Here is a 20,324-nt window from a genome sequence, read left to right on the forward strand (position 1 = left end):
CTATACTTTTGGACAAAGTTTATCACAAATATCTAATAGTTTTTCAGCCGCACCCCTAGGAGAAAAATGCTCAGCAACATATTGACTGGACAGCAAACCTCGGTGAAGTGCTTCAACTGGATTCTCCAGACACTCTCTCATACAATTGGCTAATCCGTTTGCATCTTCATTGTCAAAAAACCAGTTGAAAGGTCCAGCTACTTCTGGCAGTCCTCCCATTTTTGAGACAATGGAGCTTGTTTGAACGCTAGAAGCTTCTAAGACCACATAAGGAGCTGGATCTTGCCAACGAGAAGGAGCGATCAGAGCCACAGCGCTCTGAACTTCTAAAAGGGCTTCTTGATTTGGCAATTTACCTAAAAAACTAACGCTCTTTAAAATTCCTAATTTGGATGCTAACTGTTTCAATTCCTGAGCTTGACCTCCGTCTCCAATGAGGGCAACTTGAAATTCTTTATTTTCATTTTGTAAAATTTGTACAGCCCTCAATAAAATATCAACTCCTTTATCTGCATCTAATCTACCAACAAATATAAATTTATAAGGTTTAGATAAGTTTTCTAAAGTTTTACTAATCTTGTGAGGCTGAATTTTAATAGGATTATACAACGTAGAAACTGACCAAGGAAAAGCACAAGATTCACCTAAAAAATTACTGCAAGCTATATGAGAATTAGCTAATAATGTAGTAGTTAAACGAGTCAACAATTTGGCCCATTTTACAACAGTATATAACTTCCATTTAAGAGGATAGTTTGCTTTCGGCAGTGTCCTTTTGAATTCTTCTCTCAACCGTTGTGTAAACTTCATCGGCTCATAATAGCTATGAATAGAGTGGTAAAAGGTATAATGATATTTAATAATTATCTTTTTTCCTAAAATTTTACAAAGAAGCGCAAAAAGTAAGTCATTGGAATTCATGTGAACTATATCGGCCCAAAATACGTAGCTTAACCATTTTTGAAAATTATCTTGTCTTGTTGAAATGGTTTTAATTTTAATAGATTTTGCTTCTAACTCTGGTATGACTGAGTTAATGTAAGTTAAAACTCCGCTGATTTCATTGTTATAGTGGCGATGCTGGATCAAAAGCTTCAGATTCAAAAGTTGTTTTTCTTTTTCAACCTTGTCATCCACTAGATAAGGGAGAAAAACAGCAACATGAAATGGATTTTTGGACATACTCACTTCTTGGTCTTGCAGTATATATGTATAGTTCCCAAAAAACCAAACAAAGTAACATTGTCTCGTTTGCCATGAAAAATTGCTGGCTCCCTTAAAAACGATGGGGCCAAATATGCACCAGTACTGTAGTTTAATTCCACAGACTCACGAAGCAATCAAAGTTGTAGGTGTTAGTTCCACGAAAGGGCAAGTGCCGAATGGCACGTTACAAGGAAGGCTAAAAAACTGATAGAACAAAGGTTTCCTCAAATTAACCCAAATTCTAACTCTCGCTGTCGTACTAAGTTCCTCTCTATAGTTGGCAGTTATCAGCAACTATCTTAGGTGGTAAACTGAGAGTAAACCCGCTCTTTGCTTCTAAAGATGAACAAGGGTAGAGTTCGCTAATAATTCCGTGCAACCGATTTGGGAATGTTATTGGCGAGCAAATATGTGCTGGGCAACATCTGAAAAAATTAGTGTCAGTTCTTGTATCAATCAACCAGCAAGTACATATTCAGTATGCCTTTGAGTTTGGCGAAACAGGTTGATAAGAGCGAAATATTGCCCTCAAAGGAGAGGTAAGGGTGATTTTTAGGAGAAGATCTGGTCAAAAAACAATCAGAAGGCTAAAAAGAATGTATCTCATCTTAAAAACCAGTGTGGGATAGGACTATGAAGAATCTAAAATAGATATTAAATTAAAAAAAACAGAGGGACTATTCCAGCGACAACCGCCAGTCAATTTTACGAACACAATTACGCGTCGTCGGTTTGTTACCAGTGCTGAAACACGAATACATGCAACTTTACCAGAATCGGCCTATTTATTCTGAGGCTCCACTACAGCTGCTACTTTTTGTCGATGGACGCCCAAAGTCCAGACAGCAGGTACAGCGAATCCTTTCATACTTAGAAGAATTACAGGCTGACTGTAAGTTTGAACTACAGATCGTAGATGTAGGACAAAAGCCCTACTTGGCGGAACACTTTAAACTGGTAGCAACGCCAGCTCTTATCAAAATCCATCCGGAACCAAGACAAATTTTGGCTGGTAGTAACATTACATCTCAATTGAAAACTTGGTGGCCTCGATGGCAAGCTGCTGTTGACGCGTATTTAGAGTTACAAAATACTTTACGCGAAAATACGGTTGACAATTGTCTGAATCAGGAGAAAAAATCTACAATCGGTTCGCTAGCTGTTTCAGAAGAACTTTTACACCTCTCGGATGAAATCTTTCGCTTAAAACAAGAAAAAGAAAAACTTCAAGAACAGTTACAGTTCAAAGACCGAGTCATTGCCATGTTAGCCCACGACCTTCGCAATCCCCTCACTGCGACTTCCATAGCTATAGATACCTTACAATCTAACTTCAACGTGGAACAAGGTACTTTTGACCGCATCACACCAAAGATGACGGTACACTTATTTAAACAAGCTCGCATCCAAACTAAGATAATAGACAGGATGATTACTGACCTTCTACAGGTCAGTCGCGGCAGTGAAAAGGAATTTTATATCCAACCTCAGAAGATAGACTTGGGCAAACTTTGTTCAGAGGTACTAGAAGAGTTACGCGATCGCTACACAGCAAAATCTCATACTCTGACAAAAGACATCCCGAAAGACTTACCCAACGTCTATGCCGATCCAGAACGCATACGGCAAGTGCTGATGAATTTGTTGGACAATGCCATTAAATATACTCCTGAAGGCGGTACTATTGCCGTCTCCGGACTGCACCGTACAACTCAAAAAGTTCAATTTAGTGTTGGTGATACCGGTCCCGGTATTCCCGAAGAAAATCGAGAACGCATTTTTGAAAATCACTTCCGCTTAGAAAGAGATGAAACCATCGAAGGTTACGGAATTGGTTTGTGTTTGTGTCAGCGCGTTATCCGAGCACACTACGGTCAAATTTGGGTAGATGCTGCTCCTGAAGGTGGAGCATGGTTCCACTTTACATTACCAGTGTATCCAAATTAGTTAGTGGTTAGTAGTTAGTGGTTAGTGGAGAGCGACTAACAACCAACAACTAACAACTATCAACTAACAACTAACCCTTCCTCAAAACCTCAATAATTTGAAGATTGGCTTCGGGAAAAGTAAATGTTTCCAACTCACCTACACTCACCCAACGGACTTCATCACACTCAAGGGGTTGCGGAATACCTGAAAGATAGCGACATTCATGAACTGTAAGAGTCACTCGTAAGTGAGTGTAGGTGTGGTTAATTGTCACTAAATGTTTGCCAACCTCAATTTCAATCCCCAATTCTTCTTGTATTTCGCGTTTGATGCACTCAGACACTGTCTCATTTGGCTCAACTTTACCTCCAGGAAATTCCCACAAACCCCCCATGACTCCCTCTAGACGTCGGCGATCGATTAAAATTTGTCCTGAGTCATTTTTGATTATGGCAACACCGATGATTTTATGGGGTTTGGAACTGTCATCTAATTTCTGGACAAAACTAACCATTACTAGACTTTTTAAGTATGAGAAAACTTTAATCATAATATAGTAAAATCTAGTCATGTAGCATCAAGCCGAGGATAAACATGACATGAAACTTGGGGACTACGCAAAAGCAATAGGTATTTCCGCAAGGGACAGCATGGAGATACTTGAAAGCTCTTAAGATTCCATACCCCACAAAGCAACTAGACACAGGGACTGCGAACGCTTGACGCTCACCCTATTCCGCCAGGGTTGACGGTCACGCATTGTCCAATCATTTTCCCTTGTGAATGTGGGATTCAGTTACCAAAGACACCGTACATTCACCGGGGCAATGCCAGGAAGGAAAGTTTGATTTAATCAATAAATATACTGAAATATCTTAGAATAGTTCGAGGTCGAAGTTCCCCCTTTGTCAGTTGTGAAGATGCAAAACGTAGAAAAGCACACAATTAAACACAATCACGAGTGGTTTCCTTATTGTGAGGAGATGACTAACGCATCTCGCCAACTTTACAATGCGGCTCAATTTACACAACGCCAAGGTTTCTTTTATGGCTGGGGTACGCAGTCTGGTGGCACGTTAGACGTCATGTTTAAATCAAATAGCAATTACGGGGCAATGCCTGCAAAAGTTGCTCAACTGGTGTTAAAACAGAACGCTGATGCATGGTCGGCTTACTTCAAAGCAATGTCAGCTTACAAATTAGACCCAAACAAGTTTACTGGTTGCCCAAAACCGCCTAGTTATATTGACGAGAAAAACCTGGTCAAGTTTAATTACCAAGCTATTGGGAAAAAAGAGTTCAAGGGTGGCTATATTGTTCCTTCAATGTCTCCAATTAGGATACCAGTAAGACCAGGGTTAAAATTTTCAGACTTGTGTGAAGTGAGAATAGTACCATTAACTGGCTGTTTTGTGATAGAGGTGGTTTATGATGTTCCAGACAATCCAGAATTTTTCTGTAGTCTCAATCCAGAGTTAGCAGCCTCTATTGATCTAGGGTTAGATAATCTAGCAACGATAGTTTTTAGTGACCCGACCATACAACCAATAGCGGTAAATGGTAAACCTTTAAAATCAGCTAACCAGTTTTACAATAAGCAGGTAGCTAAATTCCGAGGTTTTCTTGCCATAGGTCAACGGACATCTAGGCGAATTCAAAACATTGTTCGTAACCGCAATAACTTTGTCGAAAGCTATTTACACTCCTCAACGAAAATGATAGTTGATGAGATGGTAAAACAAGGAGTACGGCTAGTAGCTATAGGGAAAAATGAACAATGGAAAACATCTCTTAATATTGGCAAAAGAAATAACCAAGCTTTTAATAGCGTACCGCATGCTAAATTTATCGAGATGCTGACTTACAAGTTAGAAAAAGTTGGCATCACCGTTAAGGTTGGTGAAGAGAGCTACACGAGCAAGTCTTCACTGATTGATTGGGACATCATCCCAACATTTGACCCTAACAACAAGGTAAAACATAAATTCTCTGGCAAACGGGTACAACGTGCGTGGTATGTTAGTAAAGATGGTTTGAGAATTCACGCTGATGTAAATGGCGCGTTTAACATAGCCAGAAAAGTAATCCCAAACTCTTTTAATTGTTTACAAGAGATTGTAGAGAGGGATAGGGGATGTCTGGTAGTACATCCTTTGGCGTTTAACACCTTTGTTCTATTGTGAAAATGATAAAAAAGGTGTTGCTTAAACTCAGGTGTAGTAGTCTGTCTATATTGGACTATGTAAACTGAAACTATATTGCTGTATAATGAATATACATTTAACGAGTCCGAGTTAGCAACATTACCAATTTCTTCTAACTTGCCATGGCTTGTGATGGAGTATTGCGCCACAGCTGATACAGTCTTGTGGCTGGCATCGTAAGGTACAAAATATCCCCTCCACTCAAGCTTGTTTCTAATAAATCCCAACCGTGAATGGTTTGGGAGTTTGTTTCCAAATATAAAGGAACAAAATCGGCGGACATAGCCGCTTCTCTGACTCGCAAACCACAAAAAGGATGTGCGGGTGTAATCAAAGTTGCAAAAGCGACCCAAAGACTATCTCCTGTAATACCATTACCAAGTATTTTTCCACCGAGTGCAGCAGCAGCAAAGGCTGGGGCTGCTAGTTCCGCAGGACAGAGAACTGCTTCAAAGTCAAATACCTGTTGCGCCACACCTGCAAAGTCAGGATCTGCATAATGGACAATGACTGGCACTTTGGGTGCTAATCCTTTGGCTTTCAGAGCAATTTCCAGATTAGTCGCATCATTCCCTGTCATAGCCAACAATGCTGCAGCCGTTTCCATATTGCTGGTTTTTAGTGTTGCAGGAAAGCTAGCATCAGCATGGATAACGGGAATACCCCATCCACGAGCAGTGTTGACATATTTGTTGTTAGTATCGCGCTCAATCACGACAACTTCATGCCCGCTATTATGCAGTTGTTGGACAATTTTTATACCGATACCCCCCAAGCCACAAATAATGTAGTGATTGCGGTGAGGAACTCGTGCTGCATCCCAAAATTGCTTGAAGCGCGTTCCTAAAATAAAATCGTTGAGCAACGCATACCAAATACCAAATACTGCGGCTCCGATTAACATCATCACAACAGTAAATAACTTAATACTGATAGGAGCTTGTCCTATTAATGCATCATTACCACCTGCACCAGTAATTATACCTACTGAAAAATACAGAGCATCAACGACAGATATTTTTAGCTCGGCGGACACGTAAGTGAGTGTGGCAACCAGAATAATAAATAATAGAACTAAAGCACCGACTAATACGGATTGAGCATGTTGTTTAAAATGCCGGAGATTGGTGAGGACTTTTAGCAGTTTTGCAATGAGGGATTTACGGGCGGGACGTATGCACGGTTGGGTTCCGACGATGAGGCGATCGCCCACCTTCAACTCTTGCTGTGATGCCACCGCCGTGACTAAATCCACCTCACCTTCCACAGGCAGATAGTAAATGAGGAGTCGCGATCGCTCATTCCACAAATCGCTCAACTTACAACCCCGCCAGGGGTGGTGTTCGTCAATCAATTCTTCATGGATGGGCCAAGTGTGTCCAAAAAGCTTGATTTGGCCGATCGCTTTGTTACCCAAAGCCGCAAACGTGAAGACTGGTGCTGCCAAACCCGCAACACTCATACTCCAGTGATTTGGCACGGTGTGATCTAGCCGTTCGCCCAAACTTGTGTTAAAGAAGCGATTGATAATGCGAATGCGTGGATTTAACACCCGCGCTTGCATCATAATCGCCAAATTCAGTTCATCATCAGGTCCGGCAATGACTACCGTGTGCGCTTGCTGAATTCCGGCGGCAATCAGAGTGCTAGCTGCAAGCAACTCACCAACAATCACATCTCCTGCTGTTTCGCTCGGAATATGTTGGTGATGAATGCCGACGACTAGCGCCCCCTGCTGTCTCAGCAAACGAAAGACCTTATATCCGGTTCGTCCTAAGCCACAGACAATAATTCGAGGTTTCATGAATGGGCAGCATGACTGACAGGAAAGCTGCATTTTTAATACTAATTTACATTCTTGCCGAATTCTCTCAGTTTGAACTGTAGTCAACAACACGATAATCCTAGATTTTCAGGCACTTTTATCGGATTTAAAAAGTCAATTAAGTTTGTACTAGCATTCTTTTTAGAAATTACCGATTGTGAAAAACTTAGCTCAAATAACAGCTTTTTTCGGAATTTTATGTACTTTCTTGGTAACAGAAATAATATCTGCCACAGCACAAACTCAACAACCACAAACAGAATCAAGACCGTTATCTGCGCCCAACGTCACAATGAAAGTACAGCGCATCTCTGGAACCTGTCCCCAATCAGTTGGATTGTGGTGGTTTTTGCTCCCCTTTGAAGGTGGTGCAGAACACACAGTAGTTGCAGATACAAAAGCATTTGCTGATTCAACTAAGTTAGTTTCATCTAATAACAAACAATTTGTTGAATTTGTATCACCTTTACGTATTAATTATGCTTCTTGTATCGGTCAAACACAAAATCAAGAATTGACCTTCTACAACGTCCAATTTAAAAACAAACAAGCATATTTTCGGATTGATTTACGAAAAATTAATGCACCTGCTCGTGAAATTACATACAAAGCTGTAGTCACATCTCGTCCTTTTGTACGTTGGGCTGTTGCTGATTAGCACACTCTTCAAACACATTGCGATCGCTTGGAAACCAAGTCGTTACCCACGAAGAGTTGCAATAAATAGGGTGTGGCGTTTATCAACCACACCCAAACATTTCTCTTTATCTTTAGGTAAAACCCTTTTCCATGACGAGAGAGGGAATATAGCAGATCTAGCCGTTTTGTCTTCGTGATGGATATTTTGCTTTTCTCGAACCATATAGCCGAGAAACGGGGTGAGGTATTTCTGAGTACCAAGAAGAACTATTCAATACGTGCATGAAAAGAAGATGAACAATTAATGAGAAAATTTTTATTTAGGTGTCATCACCTTATCAATCAAAACTAAGGGCGGATAGGTTGTCAGTTATGATTGGCTGATAATTAAAACTAGAAAATGGGCGAAAATCATCATGCCATGAAGCCGTCATGTTACATAACAAACGAAATTGAAGCGGTGTTGGAGCAGAATTAATGCGCTCAACCTGAACGTGTATAAGTTTTGGATTGTGTCGCAGCAATTCCAAAGCATCGCGTGCAATATAACGGGGGCAATAGCCCAAAATATAATGATCTTCTGTGTGTAGAGTTAATGCATTAGAATCATATGAATTCTGAGCCTCGTGAGCCAACCACAACATATCTCTGGGTTTTAATCTACTGATACGTTCGATTGAGCAAGGTGGGAGATGCCGCAGTCCATGTATAAAGAAGTGAATATGATATAAGCCATTCTCATCAGGTTCAGGACAGGGGAAAACTTCATAATGATCCGTTACCTTTTGCCCTCCGCTACGAGATAGAATGGTAATTGGGTCGTCTGAGTGTTGAGGAATATTTAACCACTGAACAAAATCCTTATATTCTGGACGAGAACGTCGCATTAATCGATTAGAGAACAAGGGAAACAGTTCTATAGATGTGTACACCTTATAAAAATCTGGGAATGAAAATATTGGTTGGAAGCCAGACTTAGACTGAGCTTCTAATACACCACTAGTATAAACAAATTGATACTTCTCCCCATCAAATGTTAACCGACCAATAGGGAACCAAGCGCGGCTATTTGGATCTTGCCAAGCTAAAAATAATGTTTTCATGGTAGGGTTTTCCGCAACTTTAGCAGCCTGCTTTGATTAATTTCCAATATTTTCAATGCAAACTCAATTGCTGTTTCTGAGATGATTACTGTAGGGATACGTTGAAAAAGTTTTAAAATATCATTATTCGACACCTTGTCAAGATGATTTAACCATACTCTAGCGGCATTCGGATAGCGTTGTAGCGCTTCACAAAATGCATCAAAAGTTTTAAGGGGTTTCTTGTCACTATCTTTAGCATACAAGGCAGACTTGCAGTTTGTGACATATGCTTGGACAGAAAAGCCAGTGTCTTTTGTAATCAGTCTTTGTTTTCGTTTTTCATCTGACTCGTTGCGACCAAGGCAAGAAGCATGGTCATAGGTTGGTGCTAGATAGGTCAAGCCATTTAAACTGACAAATGCCCAGTTTTCATGGTGGCGATCGCTATTCCCCACCCAAGCATCTAGAAGTAAATAGCCAACAAATGTTTCCTCTGCATTACTGATTCCCTTTAGTGGTATCCAATTTATAGGCAAATTTACTGAGTTATGTTTAATGGCATTGAATACGTTGTTAATCGTGTGTTGAAACACACCGTATTTTTGGTTTATTGGATAATCCGGTAATAATCCAGAAAGGATTTCATTACCAGCGATTAGACTTGCCTGTTCCGGTAAAAAACTTGGTGTAATGACTCCGCGTTCACCATCGGATGTTGCCAGATGGTACTCAGCATGAGGTAGTTCTAGCATCTCGCATAATTCAGACGCTATCTTCTCTGCCCAGTCTTCACCTGTTGGAATTTTTTCTGTCCCATTATTTAGAGTGTTGTACCTAATTTTCTTATATAAATATAAACGTCCCTCCTCATTACGAAACCAGAACTTTTCTCTAGTTCCTATTTCCTCAGTATACTGAGAAACATCTGACGGGACTCTAATTATAAGAAACTTCTCTACCATTTGCAATTTAATAGGTGGTACATATCACTAACATTAATTGCTTCAGCTTTTGTGAGTTCGTTGTACCGATTGAATCTATTGTGACTATAGGAAGTATAGCAATATGATGAATTACAACAAATAAACAAGGAATTAAACAAATGCGAAAACTGATTGAATTGATACTCAATGACCTTCCATTCGTACAAGAGCATCAATGGGTAATTGTCGCAGTGTTAGCTGTAATACTGTCTCCAATTCTCCTGATTAACCTGAAGTACTTTGTAGAAGACTACTTTCCGATAGAAAAATCAGATAAGAACTAATTTTTTGTTCTTTGATTTTCACCGTCGTCAAAATACCAGAGTAATTTACCTCTATTGCGATTGTGTCTATTCAATTACTTGCACAAACGATAGAGTGCAAACAGCACAAAAAAGGGCGGGGACGCCTGTTCTACACTTGGGCAGGCTAGAAGCCCGCACCACAAAAAAATTTTGGAGATTTTTAATTTGGAAGTTCCGAAGCCCAGGAACAGGAGAAGATACAAAGAGTTTCTTGATATCTTAATGCCTTTGCCCGATCTAAATTTCTGGATCGACTAGCCGAGTTGTAGGACGGCTTTGCAATACATCTTGTACGACTTGTACAACACAAACTACAGTGACAAGTCCCATGACAGCTATAGGTAATAAGCCTTTGCTCAGAAATGCAATTGCTAGTAAAACAAATGCAGCCCCAACTCGGTACTTAGTACGAATTTTACAATAAAGGATGACACCAAGGCGGTGAAGAACAGCTAGAGATAAATAACAAAGTGCTAGAGAACCACACAATAGCCAACGAATATTATCAGGTAGTCCAACCTCAGGATTGCTTAATAGTACTAGTTCTACTGCAACTCCAGTAGCAGCAATACCAATCACGAGAGGTAGATGAGTATACAGCCAAATATTGATAAGAACCGATCTTCCCTCTGTCTTAGTTCGTCGAATGGGTGTACCACCAAGGTTATCAAAATACACCCACCACAAGCTGAAAGCAGTACACAATCCTAAAACAGCAGTCATTGCTGTGGAAATTTGCCAATTCTTTTGAGAGACACCATTTACCACGGCGATAATGGCTTCACCCAAAACAAGAATTGTAAATAGTCCGAAACGTTCTGGTAAGTGAGAGGGATGGGGTGGTAATTGAAGCTGCAATTTGCTTGCTGTTATGGGTGTCGCAAAGTCAATAATAAGTCCCACCCCCCAAAGTGCAAAACGCCAAGGAGATGGTAAAAATGCTGATACCAACCAGCAAAAAGCAGCTATGGCAAAACCTGAAGCAAAACGATTTGTGAGAGGACGTGCTGCGGGAATATGCTGTCCAGCACGAGTGTATTCAATTACAAGCACGATACGTCCAAGCGCATAGGCGATCGCAAAACCAGCAGAGGTTTTATCCAATCCGTGATGTATGTTGACAGCCATTGCTGCTGCTGTAGCCATATGCAAACCTACTAGCAGTCGCCTTCCAATGTCATCGCTATCAAAGCGATTTGCGTAGAAAGTAGTACCAATCCACGACCACCAAACTGGTATAAATAAAACAACAAACCCTATCAAGCCTGACAAAGAAATATGTTCGTGGAGATAATGGGCGAGTTGAGAAACTGCTACGACAAATACTAAATCGTAAAACAGCTCCAGCCATGTGGCGCGTCGTTCTTCTTCGCTCTCTTCACCTATACGTAAACGTGGCGGGTCTAAAAAATTCATATTGTTAGTGGTTGGTGGTTAGTGGTTAGTAGTTAGCGGTTAACAACTAACAACTAACCACTAACAACTATCTATCAACAATAATCGCCCATAAACTTGCAGCTAGTCCAATCGCTGCTAAATGTTGCCAAAATAGCGATCGCATGGGTTGACGGGCAATTTTTTGTGTGAGTATTATAGTTAAAATTACTGAAAAAATCAAAGTACTGCCCTGTAGAAAAGCAATCACTGCTGGATGTGCAACTAATATAGGTAGCTGTTCCCCATTGAGACCAAAAGTTGCAAAAGTGACGGGTAAAATACGTCCTCCTTCTGCTAAACCCAAGCGCAGGTAATGGGCTAAGTTACCACCAAGCACGAGTGGTAGATAACCGTATGCTAGTTCGATAAATGGTCTTGGCTTGAGTTGAGAACCAACACGAGACAAACCATATGCTGCAAAGGGAATAACAATGGGAATCACTAAAGCAAACAGTGATAAACCTAAGTGGGGTAGAAACTGTGTGAGGTCGAAATGTAACCCCAACCAAGATTTCAACTCCGGTAAACGGTGGAGATATATACCTCCTAATAGTAAAAATAACAATGCGACTTCATAAGAACGGGGTATATGAGTTGTCCACAGTTCCATTCCGGGAGGACGTAAATTCAATTCAACGGAACGATGGGGACAAGCCTTCAGACAAGTCATGCACAATACGCAATCTCTGTTATCTTCTAACTGTGCTGGGTGAGAGTACAAGGGACACCCCCCACTTTCCATACCTTCGCCTTTTTGTTGTCCGCCTTTATAGCACTGATATGTCGTACACGTTGCGGAACAAATTCCTTGTTGTGCTCGCAATTCTGTCATGGAAAGTTTGGCAAACAAACCATTCATTCCACCAATAGGGCAAAGATATCGACACCAAAAACGCCTTTCAAAAAGAATTGAGAAAATCACTGCGCCTGCAGTGATTAATAACAGCAAACAACCAGAAAGATAAGCCGTATTTTCCAATTTCCAAAGTTCTTCCCATAAAAAAATTAAAGTAAATAATCCGAAGATAAACCATCCTCCCCATTTTTCTGCTTGCTCTCTGGGCCAGCGTTTTAGTTGTCGGGGAAACAGCCATAAGGAAAGTTTCTGGGTGACTTCTCCATAAATCATGAAGGGACAAACAGCGCACCAAATACGACCTAAAAAGGGAAATGCTAGCAGGAAAAATGGCCACCACCAAGCCCAGAATAAATTTAGGGCAAAATTGCGATCGCGTGTTTGCGGACCAACAAAAAGCACGGCAACGGTAAAAGCAAAGGCAATCAAAGTAAAACCATAATTAATGCGATCGGGCCACCAAGGACTGCGGAGAAATTTTCGCAAATTGGGATAGGCATTTAAAAGATTGACTCGAAATTCTTTTTTCTTTGTTTGAGCCGACCAGAAAATTTCTTCTGTTAGTGCTTTTGCCTCTCCTGCTTGCACGATCGCCCGTTCCACAAGGTTTTGCAGTTCCTTAAGATTTCCGGGAAAATCATAGGATTGCAAGCGTCGTAAGGCTTCTGGTGTCACTTTTGGCTTTGAAATTCCTCTTGCACTGGTGTAAAGACTGATGTAATATTCTACCTGCGCTTTGATATCAGTTTTCCGTACACGTAGCGGTGGAACTTTAATAACTTGACCTACAGCACGCTCAATAGTTGGCTGAATTTTTTCGGCAACAATCAAAATACGAGCACGGGTAGCACGAGGTTCAGCAGGTGGTTCTCCCGAACGAGTGACGGGGCTATACTGGGATGTTTGTAATAAATTAGCTAATACTGGTAATAACTCGGTCGGAGTTTCTTGGATGTTGTTGAGAACTAAGGTACCTTCTCCGAGCCATTCCAACAATCCTGGTTTGCCTCCATAACGACCAAATAAATCAGCACCACTCGTTTGCAGAATTCCACAGTTAACTTTAATAATAGGTTCTCGCCGATATGAGGAACCAAAATGAATGAGGGCGGCTATATTGTCCTTTTCTAAACCCGGTTCACCAAAAATCAAGACCGATTTGCGATCGCCCGCCGCTTGTCTAATTTCTTCCCGCAACCGGACTGCATAACGACTTGTCCCCACAATTCCACGCTGTGCTTTAGTGACTAAATAAGGTCGTAAGGCAACAGAACGTTCTTGTTCGTAGTTAAGGGCAGATGTGAGATGAGCCACTTCTTGAGCCATTTGGCGAGAAACAGCCTGAGCAATTTCTGGATATTGAGTCACTATTTCCCGAAATTTAGCAGCAGGTAGAATCCACAAGTGGCATTCTGTGATTGTTATAATTGTGCGCTGAGTCAATTCATCTAACAGCAGTTCTTGTAGGTTAATCACTGCTCCAGGGAGAAAACCAACAGCTAATGATGGGTTCGTTTTATTAGTACTATCGCTTTCCAACTGACCTTGTTGCAAAATATACAGGGCTTCTGGAGGGGACTCTTCAGTCATCAAACGATAATTTGCTGGAAAAACTTTTTCTTCTATAACTTCGGATAATGCATTCAAGGACTCAGGAGAAAGAATTCCCAAAGCCGTGCGTTCTTGTAGCCATATTAATATTTCTGTAGATGCCATAATACCATTTTGGATTTTAGATTTTGGATTTTAGATTTTAGATTTTGCGGAAAGAACAAAGCATCCTCAACACCAAAAAATCCAGAAATCATATCGTACCGCACACACCTGTTTCGTTGATCCGGAAAGTATACAACTTGGCACCAGGGTATTTCTCATGAGCTACTTTAGCGCTCTCCAATTCGTCTTGAAAGATAAAATATTCGCCACTATCCGGCTCAATCGTCATGTACCAGTTATAGTGCGTTTGCATGAATTCTGGCTTAACGCGGTCAAAGATGACTTGAGATTGCTTGCGGAATTCTAAGCATTCTGCTCTCCCTTGGGCTTTTTGTTCTTCTGTCCATTGAATTTCGGGGAAAATTCTTCCCCGGCGAGCAGTGCGATCGCGTTTTGTTTCAGTCATGGTTCTCACTTTGAGTACATAAAGCTGTTGCACTTTTAGTTTGCACAGTAGGGCGAGCGTCCTCGCACCCCACAAGAGCTAAGTTTACTAAAGCTGTGCAAGTTAAAGAATTGTTAGCTTATCTATATTTATAAATCAAAAGAGCAGGCAAGATGCCTACTCCAAATTAATGAAAGCTAACTTTTCAAAAAGCTACATCCTCAAGAGAGAGAGATGTAGGTAGTTAACCTCTTGTGGTACGGGCATCTTGCCCGTTGCTGCCACCTATTTCTAATTGCCCGTTGCTGCTACCTATTTCTAATTGCCCGTTGCTGCTACCTATTTCTAATTGCCCGTTGCTGCCACCTATTTCTAATTTAGGTAAAACTGACTCAGTCGTTGCTTTTGACAAAACCTTTGAATGACTAAAAAATCTGAAATACGTTGATACAAAAAATTCCTTCACCGGAAATAGTAGATATGTCAAAGGATTGATTGCCACAATAATATTGCGAGCATCGCGTTTGGCTGATGCTACAATTTGTCGTGCCACCCAATCACCGGACATAACTCCAATGGGATTAAGGTTGCTTTTGAAAGGTCCTAAAATTAATTTACGTATTACACAAGGAGCATCCAAACGACGTAATGTGACTAAATCTCCCAAAGCACGTTTGGAAAGTTCGTACAAAGGGCTAATCGCGGGGCTGACCTCTGCTTCAGAAGTATTTATCCACACTTCTTTGAGAGCTACGTGTTCGTGAGTCCGAACGGTGGTTAAAAAGAGTTCCAGCAGTCGCCAACTAGAAAAGGTATTGATCTCGTAAGATTTAAAAATTGCCTCTGGTGTTCTTTCACCTTTAACGTTAATACCGTGGTTGAGGACTAAAATATCTATCTGTTTTAGATGTTCAAGCAGTTCTCCCTCTTTCCCGACTTCCCAAGAAATTGTCTTCACTGTCAGTGGTTTGTCATTCACTGTCAGAGTTACGGGTTCTGATTTTGAACTCAGGGCTACCACCTTCGCACCTGCTAAATGCAAATGTAAAAGCAGCGATCGCCCTAGCGTTCCCGATGCTCCGGTAACGGCAATTTTTTTACCCTTTAGTGCCAGTGCTGTACCCATGAGCTTATCTATAAGAGTAAAAGTACTGCAATAGTAAGCGCGATCGCTATCGAAGTGATGCCGCCAGTGATAGGGTCGATTTACGAACCAGTTTCCCGGAGGAGTGATAAAAGGACCGGGCAGGTGAGTGACATCGGTTGCTTCCCGCGCCCATTCGCTGCCAATGCCACGTGCTATACAGCTAGCTAAAAACGTCAAAGTGTAAAGCGTTCCTACTAGGGCTGCCAACTGGTACTGTGGCGTCCACTGAGAACATCCCCACCAAACTACTAGCGAAAACAGCAACATCACAAGGCATTCAGGCAAATCGTGATGCCATTGTGCCTGACGGTAGATTTCAGCATTCACAACGTTCAAATCTCGATGAAAGACACGATGATGCCACACGTGTTGCCGATATAGTGGTTGCCAGTGATGGGCTAAGACGTGATACAAATCTCGTACTAGTTCTGCCCATAAGATAGAGCCTAGTCCCCAAGCCGCGATCGCTATCCAAAAGGACACCATAACCTACTTTACTTACACTCCAAAATTATTGTGTTGCAATTGCGTTGGTATTGCACGTAAACAGCCCAACTTTTGTGGCTTAGAGTGACTAGAACGACACAGTACAAATCCCTTAGTAATATATACCGAGAAAAACTCACTTGGCAAAGAGTTTACCCAGAATTGCTCTGCCCAGACATATAGCAATCCTAAATTATTCGTGAAAAGTTAGATCCCCGACAACTTTTACGAAGTCAGGGATCTGGATGCTGTCATCAAGGCAATTTTACGACTAAAATCCATATTTATATCTATTTGTCAATAGTTTTGGACTTTTGGTGCTACACTTTTCTTAACAACAGGCAACAAGAAGACTTTTATTTTCATTTTTGATTTTTCAGAACAGATGCAATTATCAGATATTCCTAACCTTTTTGTACCTCTCGTACTTTTAAGTTTAATCATGATTGCTGCAGTATTTTTCAGTCGTAGCAATTGATGCATTGAAATCTGAAGAGATAATAGATAAAGAAACCCGGTATCTAGGAGATACCGGGTTTCTATGACTCAGTAGGTAAGGCTAAAGCCCACCAAAAGCATCATACGGTGGCATAGCCCCCTAGTCCCTAACTGGTCACTGCTCACTGGTCACGGCTCACTGTTAATGAGTACTAATGACTAATCACAAATGATTAATGTCTAATTACTCCTAATGGGGGTTAAAATAAATCCCGATTGTCTCCAAAATATGAAGGTTTCATGATTTCCAGTAACGACTTTCGACCTGGCGTGTCTATAGTGTTAGATGGGTCTGTATGGCGAGTGGTAGAATTTCTCCATGTTAAGCCCGGTAAGGGTTCCGCGTTTGTACGGACAAAACTGAAAAATGCCCAGAATGGCAACGTGGTAGAAAAAACGTTCCGGGCTGGAGAAACAGTTCCGCAAGCCAATTTGGAAAAAAGTACAATGCAGCATACCTATAAAGAAGGTGAAGAATACGTCTTTATGGATATGGAATCTTATGAAGAAGGCAGATTGAGTGCTGCACAAATTGGCGAGCGTGTAAAATACCTCAAGGAAGGTATGGAAGTCAACGTAGTTCGTTGGGATGACCAAGTCTTAGAGGTAGAACTGCCCAACTCAGTAGTGTTGGAAGTTGTCCAAACAGACCCAGGTGTAAAGGGCGATACTGCAACGGGTGGTTCAAAACCTGCCACTGTGGAAACAGGAGCAATGATTATGGTTCCACTCTTTATTTCTCAAGGAGAACGCATCCGGATCGACACCCGTAACGATACTTACTTAGGCAGGGAGTAACCTACCTTTCACTTCACTCGTCAGCAAATCCCGAGTTTGATACGTTACAGGGATTTGTGTCCCTGCCTCGAAAGATGACTGACTTTACAGAAGATACCAAATTGGAATAAGTAATATTTTTTGGGACTGTTGAAACCGCCTAACTCAAAGGCACAACAATCCAAAATCCAAAATCTAAAATCCAAAGTTGGTATGAGTCTCTCTACCACCTAATTGCATGAGGTAAGAAAAGCTGTGCCATTAGACTTTAACGAAATCCGCCAACTACTGACGACCATTGCACAAACAGATATTGCAGAAGTGACTCTCAAAAGTGACGATTTTGAATTAACGGTTCGCAAAGCTGTTAGTGTTAGCAACCAGGTAATGTCAGTAGGTCAAGCGGGACAAGGTGCGGTGTCTTCGGGATTGCCACCCATTCCACCGCCTCCGCCATTGGTGGTGCCGACGGTGACGGAACTGACTCCTATTGACATGACGACTGCTACAAAAGGGATTCCGTCGCCAGTCGCTTCTTCCCCTGTTATTGACTTAAAACTGGTTGAAATCCCCTCCCCAATGGTGGGAACGTTTTACCGCGCCCCCGGTCCCAGTGAAGCGCCATTTGTGGAAGTGGGCGATCGCGTTAAGCGAGGTCAAACAGTTTGTATCATAGAAGCCATGAAACTCATGAACGAAATAGAAGCAGAAGTTTCAGGGCAAGTGGTAGAAATTCTTCTACAAAACAGTGAACCAGTGGAATACGGTCAACCTTTGATGCGAATTAAACCAGATTAAGTATTAATCTATATATCAAGTCAATAAACCGCAGCTAAGCCCTTCAGGGTCTAGCAAGCGTTTCCTGGCTAAATTTAATGGTCATTGTTAAAATTTCCAGCTGCGTCCTTACGGATCTACCCTGATGAAACAAGCGTTGCCTGTACCACCGGAAGTTGTGCAACAAGTGGCTGAATACTTCAGCCTCTTGAGTGAACCCATGCGTCTGCGGCTGTTGCATTTACTGCGGGATGAAGAAAAATGCGTGCAAGAATTGGTAGAGGCAACACAAACTTCTCAAGCTAATGTGTCAAAACACCTGAAAGTTATGTGGCAAGCAGGAATACTCAGCCGCCGTAGCGCAGGAACTTGTGCTTATTACCGGGTAGAAGATGAAATGATTTTTGAATTGTGCAACCGAGTTTGCGATCGTCTCGCCACTCGGTTGGAACAGCAAGCCCGTAACTTTCGGGTGTTAAATAATCAGTGACCAGTGACCAGTGACCAGTGACCAGTTACTGCTAAAGTTCAAAATTTTGTTTGTAACTTTCACGGGTGAGAGGTTGTTCTAACTCCAAACCTTCGCCGCCTAAAACGTCCAACTGTTTGCCGTTGACCTCAATGTATACTTTGGCATTGGGATTTAAAGAGGTGGCGGTGTAAACAACTTGTCCCACACGACCCATCATGGAGGAACTACCACCTCCTGTCGTAAAATCTTCTGATAAGTTGACGTGGACGCCGTCATCTCCTACTTTCACTCCCAGCAACTTGGTTTCTGTTGGGATAGTTGTGGAATCAGTTCCTTCCGTTGGTCCAGCTAATAGCTTTGAAAAAGCTGCTTCTATAACTTGGTCGGGTTCTCCTTGGGGTAGTGTAACTGCTTGCGGAACTAATGAAAGCTTTGTGCCATTGTCTTGCAACCAATAGACTTCAACCTTTTGTTCGTTAGTGATTTGCGTGTTGCTGTTAGGTTGTTGAGTGACACCCGGATTGGGCTTTGATATTACTCCTTTTTCTGGGTTTAACGCGTAGTAAGCTATAGCACCACTGACAGCAATAACCGCTACTGAAATAGCTGCAATGATACCTGAAGAAATACGATTACCTTGTTGTTCTTTCATATTGAATTCCTTGCTTTAAGCTGAAATAGAAAAAAGTCTTACTTTAAGAAGAAGCCTGGTAAAAGACGTTACCTAAGAGCCTGGAGTTTCCAAAAACTTGGAGGACGGTTCTATTCGTATGAATGCTGCGATTTCTAATTCTTGTTGTTTCATATTTAATTTTAGAATTCGTACTTGTAGACCGTCACCTTCTAAGTTTCCCAAATCCAATCGTTTGTTGATATTATTCACAATTTGATTTAAAAATTGTGGTGGAGCGGCTTCTCCATTGGCAGTGACCTCTGGCTCGACGAGTTGAATATTTTTACCACCAATAATATTTAGCCCTGATTCTGCCTTAATTAACAAAGGTTTATTTTGGCTTTCATTCTGTAATTCTACTTGGAATCTCAGTCTATTGTTTGTTAAAAATTTTACACTTGGATCGACAAATTTATATACAGAGTTATATTCTGTATTTGATGAATCGTCCACGCTAATTTTCATTTTTTCCAACTGAGCTAAGAATTTGGGTGACTGTAAAAGCTTGTTGATATCCTCCTGGGTTAAAACAACGCGCAGACCCGCCTGTAAAGGTCGTTGAAATAACGGTTTTCTTCTAAGAGTACGCGGGTCTAATTCAATGGCGTCGGTTTCCAATTCTAAAGCGGCAATTTGAAGATTTTGCTGCTTGAGTTGCAAAGAACGACCCGCAACCCTCACTCGTTGGACTTTTCCTTGTAGCAACTGATGAGAGGGCGCATTATCAACTCGTACCTGTAACTGCTTCACATTAGCGAATTGAGAGCGTATGGCATTTTCAGCAGTTCGGTCAATCACCAATCCTACAGGAGCAATCAATCCTAGCAAGCCGGATAGGACTATTGTGAGGAGTTCCATACTTGTTAGTTGTTGGTTGTTAGTTGTTGGTGGAGAATGACTACTAACTATTCACAATGACAGGCG

At 41.4% G+C, this 20,324-nt stretch carries 18 protein-coding genes; 7 read left to right on the top strand and 11 right to left on the bottom strand.

What is annotated here, in order from left to right:
• Nucleotides 1-1,182, bottom strand: a complete 1,182-nt coding sequence (locus WA1_RS40405; RefSeq protein ID WP_017742711.1) for a glycosyltransferase family 4 protein — start codon at nucleotides 1,180-1,182, stop codon at nucleotides 1-3.
• 783 nt (nucleotides 1,183-1,965) lie between these two features.
• Here WA1_RS40405 and WA1_RS40410 point away from each other — a divergent pair.
• Nucleotides 1,966-3,153, top strand: a complete 1,188-nt coding sequence (locus WA1_RS40410; protein ID WP_017742712.1) for a histidine kinase — start codon at nucleotides 1,966-1,968, stop codon at nucleotides 3,151-3,153.
• 70 nt (nucleotides 3,154-3,223) lie between these two features.
• Here WA1_RS40410 and mutT read toward each other — a convergent pair whose 3' ends face one another.
• Nucleotides 3,224-3,649: an 8-oxo-dGTP diphosphatase MutT gene (gene mutT / locus WA1_RS40415; protein WP_033334963.1), complete on the bottom strand. Its 426-nt coding sequence runs from the start codon at nucleotides 3,647-3,649 to the stop codon at nucleotides 3,224-3,226.
• Between the two features lie 469 nt (nucleotides 3,650-4,118).
• Here mutT and WA1_RS40420 point away from each other — a divergent pair, with 469 nt between their 5' ends.
• Nucleotides 4,119-5,318, top strand: a complete 1,200-nt coding sequence (locus WA1_RS40420) for an RNA-guided endonuclease InsQ/TnpB family protein (RefSeq protein WP_272819331.1) — start codon at nucleotides 4,119-4,121, stop codon at nucleotides 5,316-5,318.
• A gap of 133 nt (nucleotides 5,319-5,451) precedes the next feature.
• On the opposite strand, the gene WA1_RS40425 is transcribed toward WA1_RS40420, so the two are convergent.
• Nucleotides 5,452-7,143: an NAD-binding protein gene (locus WA1_RS40425; protein WP_017742715.1), complete on the bottom strand. Its 1,692-nt coding sequence runs from the start codon at nucleotides 7,141-7,143 to the stop codon at nucleotides 5,452-5,454.
• 178 nt (nucleotides 7,144-7,321) lie between these two features.
• Here WA1_RS40425 and WA1_RS40430 point away from each other — a divergent pair, with 178 nt between their 5' ends.
• Nucleotides 7,322-7,822 carry a hypothetical protein gene (locus tag WA1_RS40430; protein ID WP_017742716.1) on the top strand — a complete coding sequence of 167 codons (501 nt, stop codon included), beginning with the start codon at nucleotides 7,322-7,324 and terminating at the stop codon, nucleotides 7,820-7,822.
• Between the two features lie 319 nt (nucleotides 7,823-8,141).
• Here the strand turns inward: WA1_RS40430 and WA1_RS40435 are convergent, their stop codons facing one another.
• Together WA1_RS40435 and WA1_RS40440 are read right to left on the bottom strand one after the other, a co-directional pair.
• Entirely contained in the window at nucleotides 8,142-8,906 is a 765-nt protein-coding gene (locus WA1_RS40435; RefSeq protein ID WP_017742717.1) for an HIRAN domain-containing protein, read from the bottom strand.
• Nucleotides 8,903-9,850, bottom strand: a complete 948-nt coding sequence (locus tag WA1_RS40440) for a HipA domain-containing protein (RefSeq protein ID WP_017742718.1) — start codon at nucleotides 9,848-9,850, stop codon at nucleotides 8,903-8,905. The genes WA1_RS40435 and WA1_RS40440 overlap by 4 nt, the downstream gene beginning before the upstream one ends.
• 140 nt (nucleotides 9,851-9,990) lie before the next feature.
• Between WA1_RS40440 and WA1_RS57660 the strand changes: the two genes are divergently transcribed.
• On the top strand, nucleotides 9,991-10,155 hold the full coding sequence (locus tag WA1_RS57660; RefSeq protein WP_017742719.1) for a hypothetical protein: 165 nt from the start codon (nucleotides 9,991-9,993) through the stop codon (nucleotides 10,153-10,155).
• A gap of 258 nt (nucleotides 10,156-10,413) precedes the next feature.
• Here the strand turns inward: WA1_RS57660 and WA1_RS40445 are convergent, their stop codons facing one another.
• From WA1_RS40445 to WA1_RS40460, 4 genes are all read right to left on the bottom strand, one after another.
• Nucleotides 10,414-11,592, bottom strand: coding sequence for a low temperature requirement protein A (locus WA1_RS40445; protein WP_017742720.1), 1,179 nt, complete (start codon nucleotides 11,590-11,592; stop codon nucleotides 10,414-10,416).
• Between the two features lie 67 nt (nucleotides 11,593-11,659).
• Nucleotides 11,660-14,185, bottom strand: coding sequence for an AAA-type ATPase lid domain-containing protein (locus tag WA1_RS40450; RefSeq protein WP_017742721.1), 2,526 nt, complete (start codon nucleotides 14,183-14,185; stop codon nucleotides 11,660-11,662).
• 88 nt (nucleotides 14,186-14,273) lie between these two features.
• Nucleotides 14,274-14,591, bottom strand: coding sequence for a hypothetical protein (locus tag WA1_RS40455; protein ID WP_026134568.1), 318 nt, complete (start codon nucleotides 14,589-14,591; stop codon nucleotides 14,274-14,276).
• Between the two features lie 223 nt (nucleotides 14,592-14,814).
• Nucleotides 14,815-16,203, bottom strand: coding sequence for a bifunctional sterol desaturase/short chain dehydrogenase (locus WA1_RS40460; RefSeq protein ID WP_017742723.1), 1,389 nt, complete (start codon nucleotides 16,201-16,203; stop codon nucleotides 14,815-14,817).
• A gap of 738 nt (nucleotides 16,204-16,941) precedes the next feature.
• On the opposite strand from WA1_RS40460, the gene efp reads away from it, so the two are divergent.
• The 3 genes from efp to WA1_RS40480 all read left to right on the top strand — a co-directional run bounded on the left by efp (nucleotide 16,942) and on the right by WA1_RS40480 (nucleotide 18,745).
• Complete coding sequence (efp, locus tag WA1_RS40470) at nucleotides 16,942-17,499, top strand: elongation factor P (protein WP_017742725.1); 558 nt, start codon at nucleotides 16,942-16,944, stop codon at nucleotides 17,497-17,499.
• Nucleotides 17,500-17,733: 234 nt separating this feature from the next.
• Nucleotides 17,734-18,276 carry an acetyl-CoA carboxylase biotin carboxyl carrier protein gene (gene accB, locus WA1_RS40475; protein WP_017742726.1) on the top strand — a complete coding sequence of 181 codons (543 nt, stop codon included), beginning with the start codon at nucleotides 17,734-17,736 and terminating at the stop codon, nucleotides 18,274-18,276.
• Nucleotides 18,277-18,400: 124 nt separating this feature from the next.
• Nucleotides 18,401-18,745 (top strand): ArsR/SmtB family transcription factor, encoded by a 345-nt coding sequence (locus WA1_RS40480; RefSeq protein ID WP_017742727.1) that lies wholly within the window; start codon nucleotides 18,401-18,403, stop codon nucleotides 18,743-18,745.
• 31 nt (nucleotides 18,746-18,776) lie between these two features.
• Here WA1_RS40480 and WA1_RS40485 read toward each other — a convergent pair whose 3' ends face one another.
• Together WA1_RS40485 and WA1_RS40490 are read right to left on the bottom strand one after the other, a co-directional pair.
• The gene (locus WA1_RS40485) at nucleotides 18,777-19,379 is read right to left on the bottom strand and encodes a GerMN domain-containing protein (RefSeq protein WP_017742728.1); all 603 of its coding nucleotides are present in this window, start codon (nucleotides 19,377-19,379) and stop codon (nucleotides 18,777-18,779) included.
• A gap of 72 nt (nucleotides 19,380-19,451) precedes the next feature.
• Complete coding sequence (locus tag WA1_RS40490) at nucleotides 19,452-20,258, bottom strand: LmeA family phospholipid-binding protein (RefSeq protein ID WP_017742729.1); 807 nt, start codon at nucleotides 20,256-20,258, stop codon at nucleotides 19,452-19,454.
• Nucleotides 20,259-20,324: the final 66 nt, after the last annotated feature.

It is taken from the genome of Scytonema hofmannii PCC 7110, from assembly GCF_000346485.2.
Classification (GTDB): domain Bacteria; phylum Cyanobacteriota; class Cyanobacteriia; order Cyanobacteriales; family Nostocaceae; genus Scytonema; species Scytonema hofmannii.

Coding starts and splice junctions, on each gene's coding strand:
- WA1_RS40405 (WP_017742711.1), bottom strand. CDS start 1,182: ATGTCCAAAAATCCATTTCATGTTGCTGTTTTTCTCCCTTATCTAGTG.
- WA1_RS40410 (WP_017742712.1), top strand. CDS start 1,966: ATGCAACTTTACCAGAATCGGCCTATTTATTCTGAGGCTCCACTACAG.
- mutT (WP_033334963.1), bottom strand. CDS start 3,649: ATGGTTAGTTTTGTCCAGAAATTAGATGACAGTTCCAAACCCCATAAA.
- WA1_RS40420 (WP_272819331.1), top strand. CDS start 4,119: ATGACTAACGCATCTCGCCAACTTTACAATGCGGCTCAATTTACACAA.
- WA1_RS40425 (WP_017742715.1), bottom strand. CDS start 7,143: ATGAAACCTCGAATTATTGTCTGTGGCTTAGGACGAACCGGATATAAG.
- WA1_RS40435 (WP_017742717.1), bottom strand. CDS start 8,906: ATGAAAACATTATTTTTAGCTTGGCAAGATCCAAATAGCCGCGCTTGG.
- WA1_RS40440 (WP_017742718.1), bottom strand. CDS start 9,850: ATGGTAGAGAAGTTTCTTATAATTAGAGTCCCGTCAGATGTTTCTCAG.
- WA1_RS57660 (WP_017742719.1), top strand. CDS start 9,991: ATGCGAAAACTGATTGAATTGATACTCAATGACCTTCCATTCGTACAA.
- WA1_RS40445 (WP_017742720.1), bottom strand. CDS start 11,592: ATGAATTTTTTAGACCCGCCACGTTTACGTATAGGTGAAGAGAGCGAA.
- WA1_RS40450 (WP_017742721.1), bottom strand. CDS start 14,185: ATGGCATCTACAGAAATATTAATATGGCTACAAGAACGCACGGCTTTG.
- WA1_RS40455 (WP_026134568.1), bottom strand. CDS start 14,591: ATGACTGAAACAAAACGCGATCGCACTGCTCGCCGGGGAAGAATTTTC.
- WA1_RS40460 (WP_017742723.1), bottom strand. CDS start 16,203: ATGGTGTCCTTTTGGATAGCGATCGCGGCTTGGGGACTAGGCTCTATC.
- efp (WP_017742725.1), top strand. CDS start 16,942: ATGATTTCCAGTAACGACTTTCGACCTGGCGTGTCTATAGTGTTAGAT.
- WA1_RS40480 (WP_017742727.1), top strand. CDS start 18,401: ATGAAACAAGCGTTGCCTGTACCACCGGAAGTTGTGCAACAAGTGGCT.
- WA1_RS40485 (WP_017742728.1), bottom strand. CDS start 19,379: ATGAAAGAACAACAAGGTAATCGTATTTCTTCAGGTATCATTGCAGCT.
- WA1_RS40490 (WP_017742729.1), bottom strand. CDS start 20,258: ATGGAACTCCTCACAATAGTCCTATCCGGCTTGCTAGGATTGATTGCT.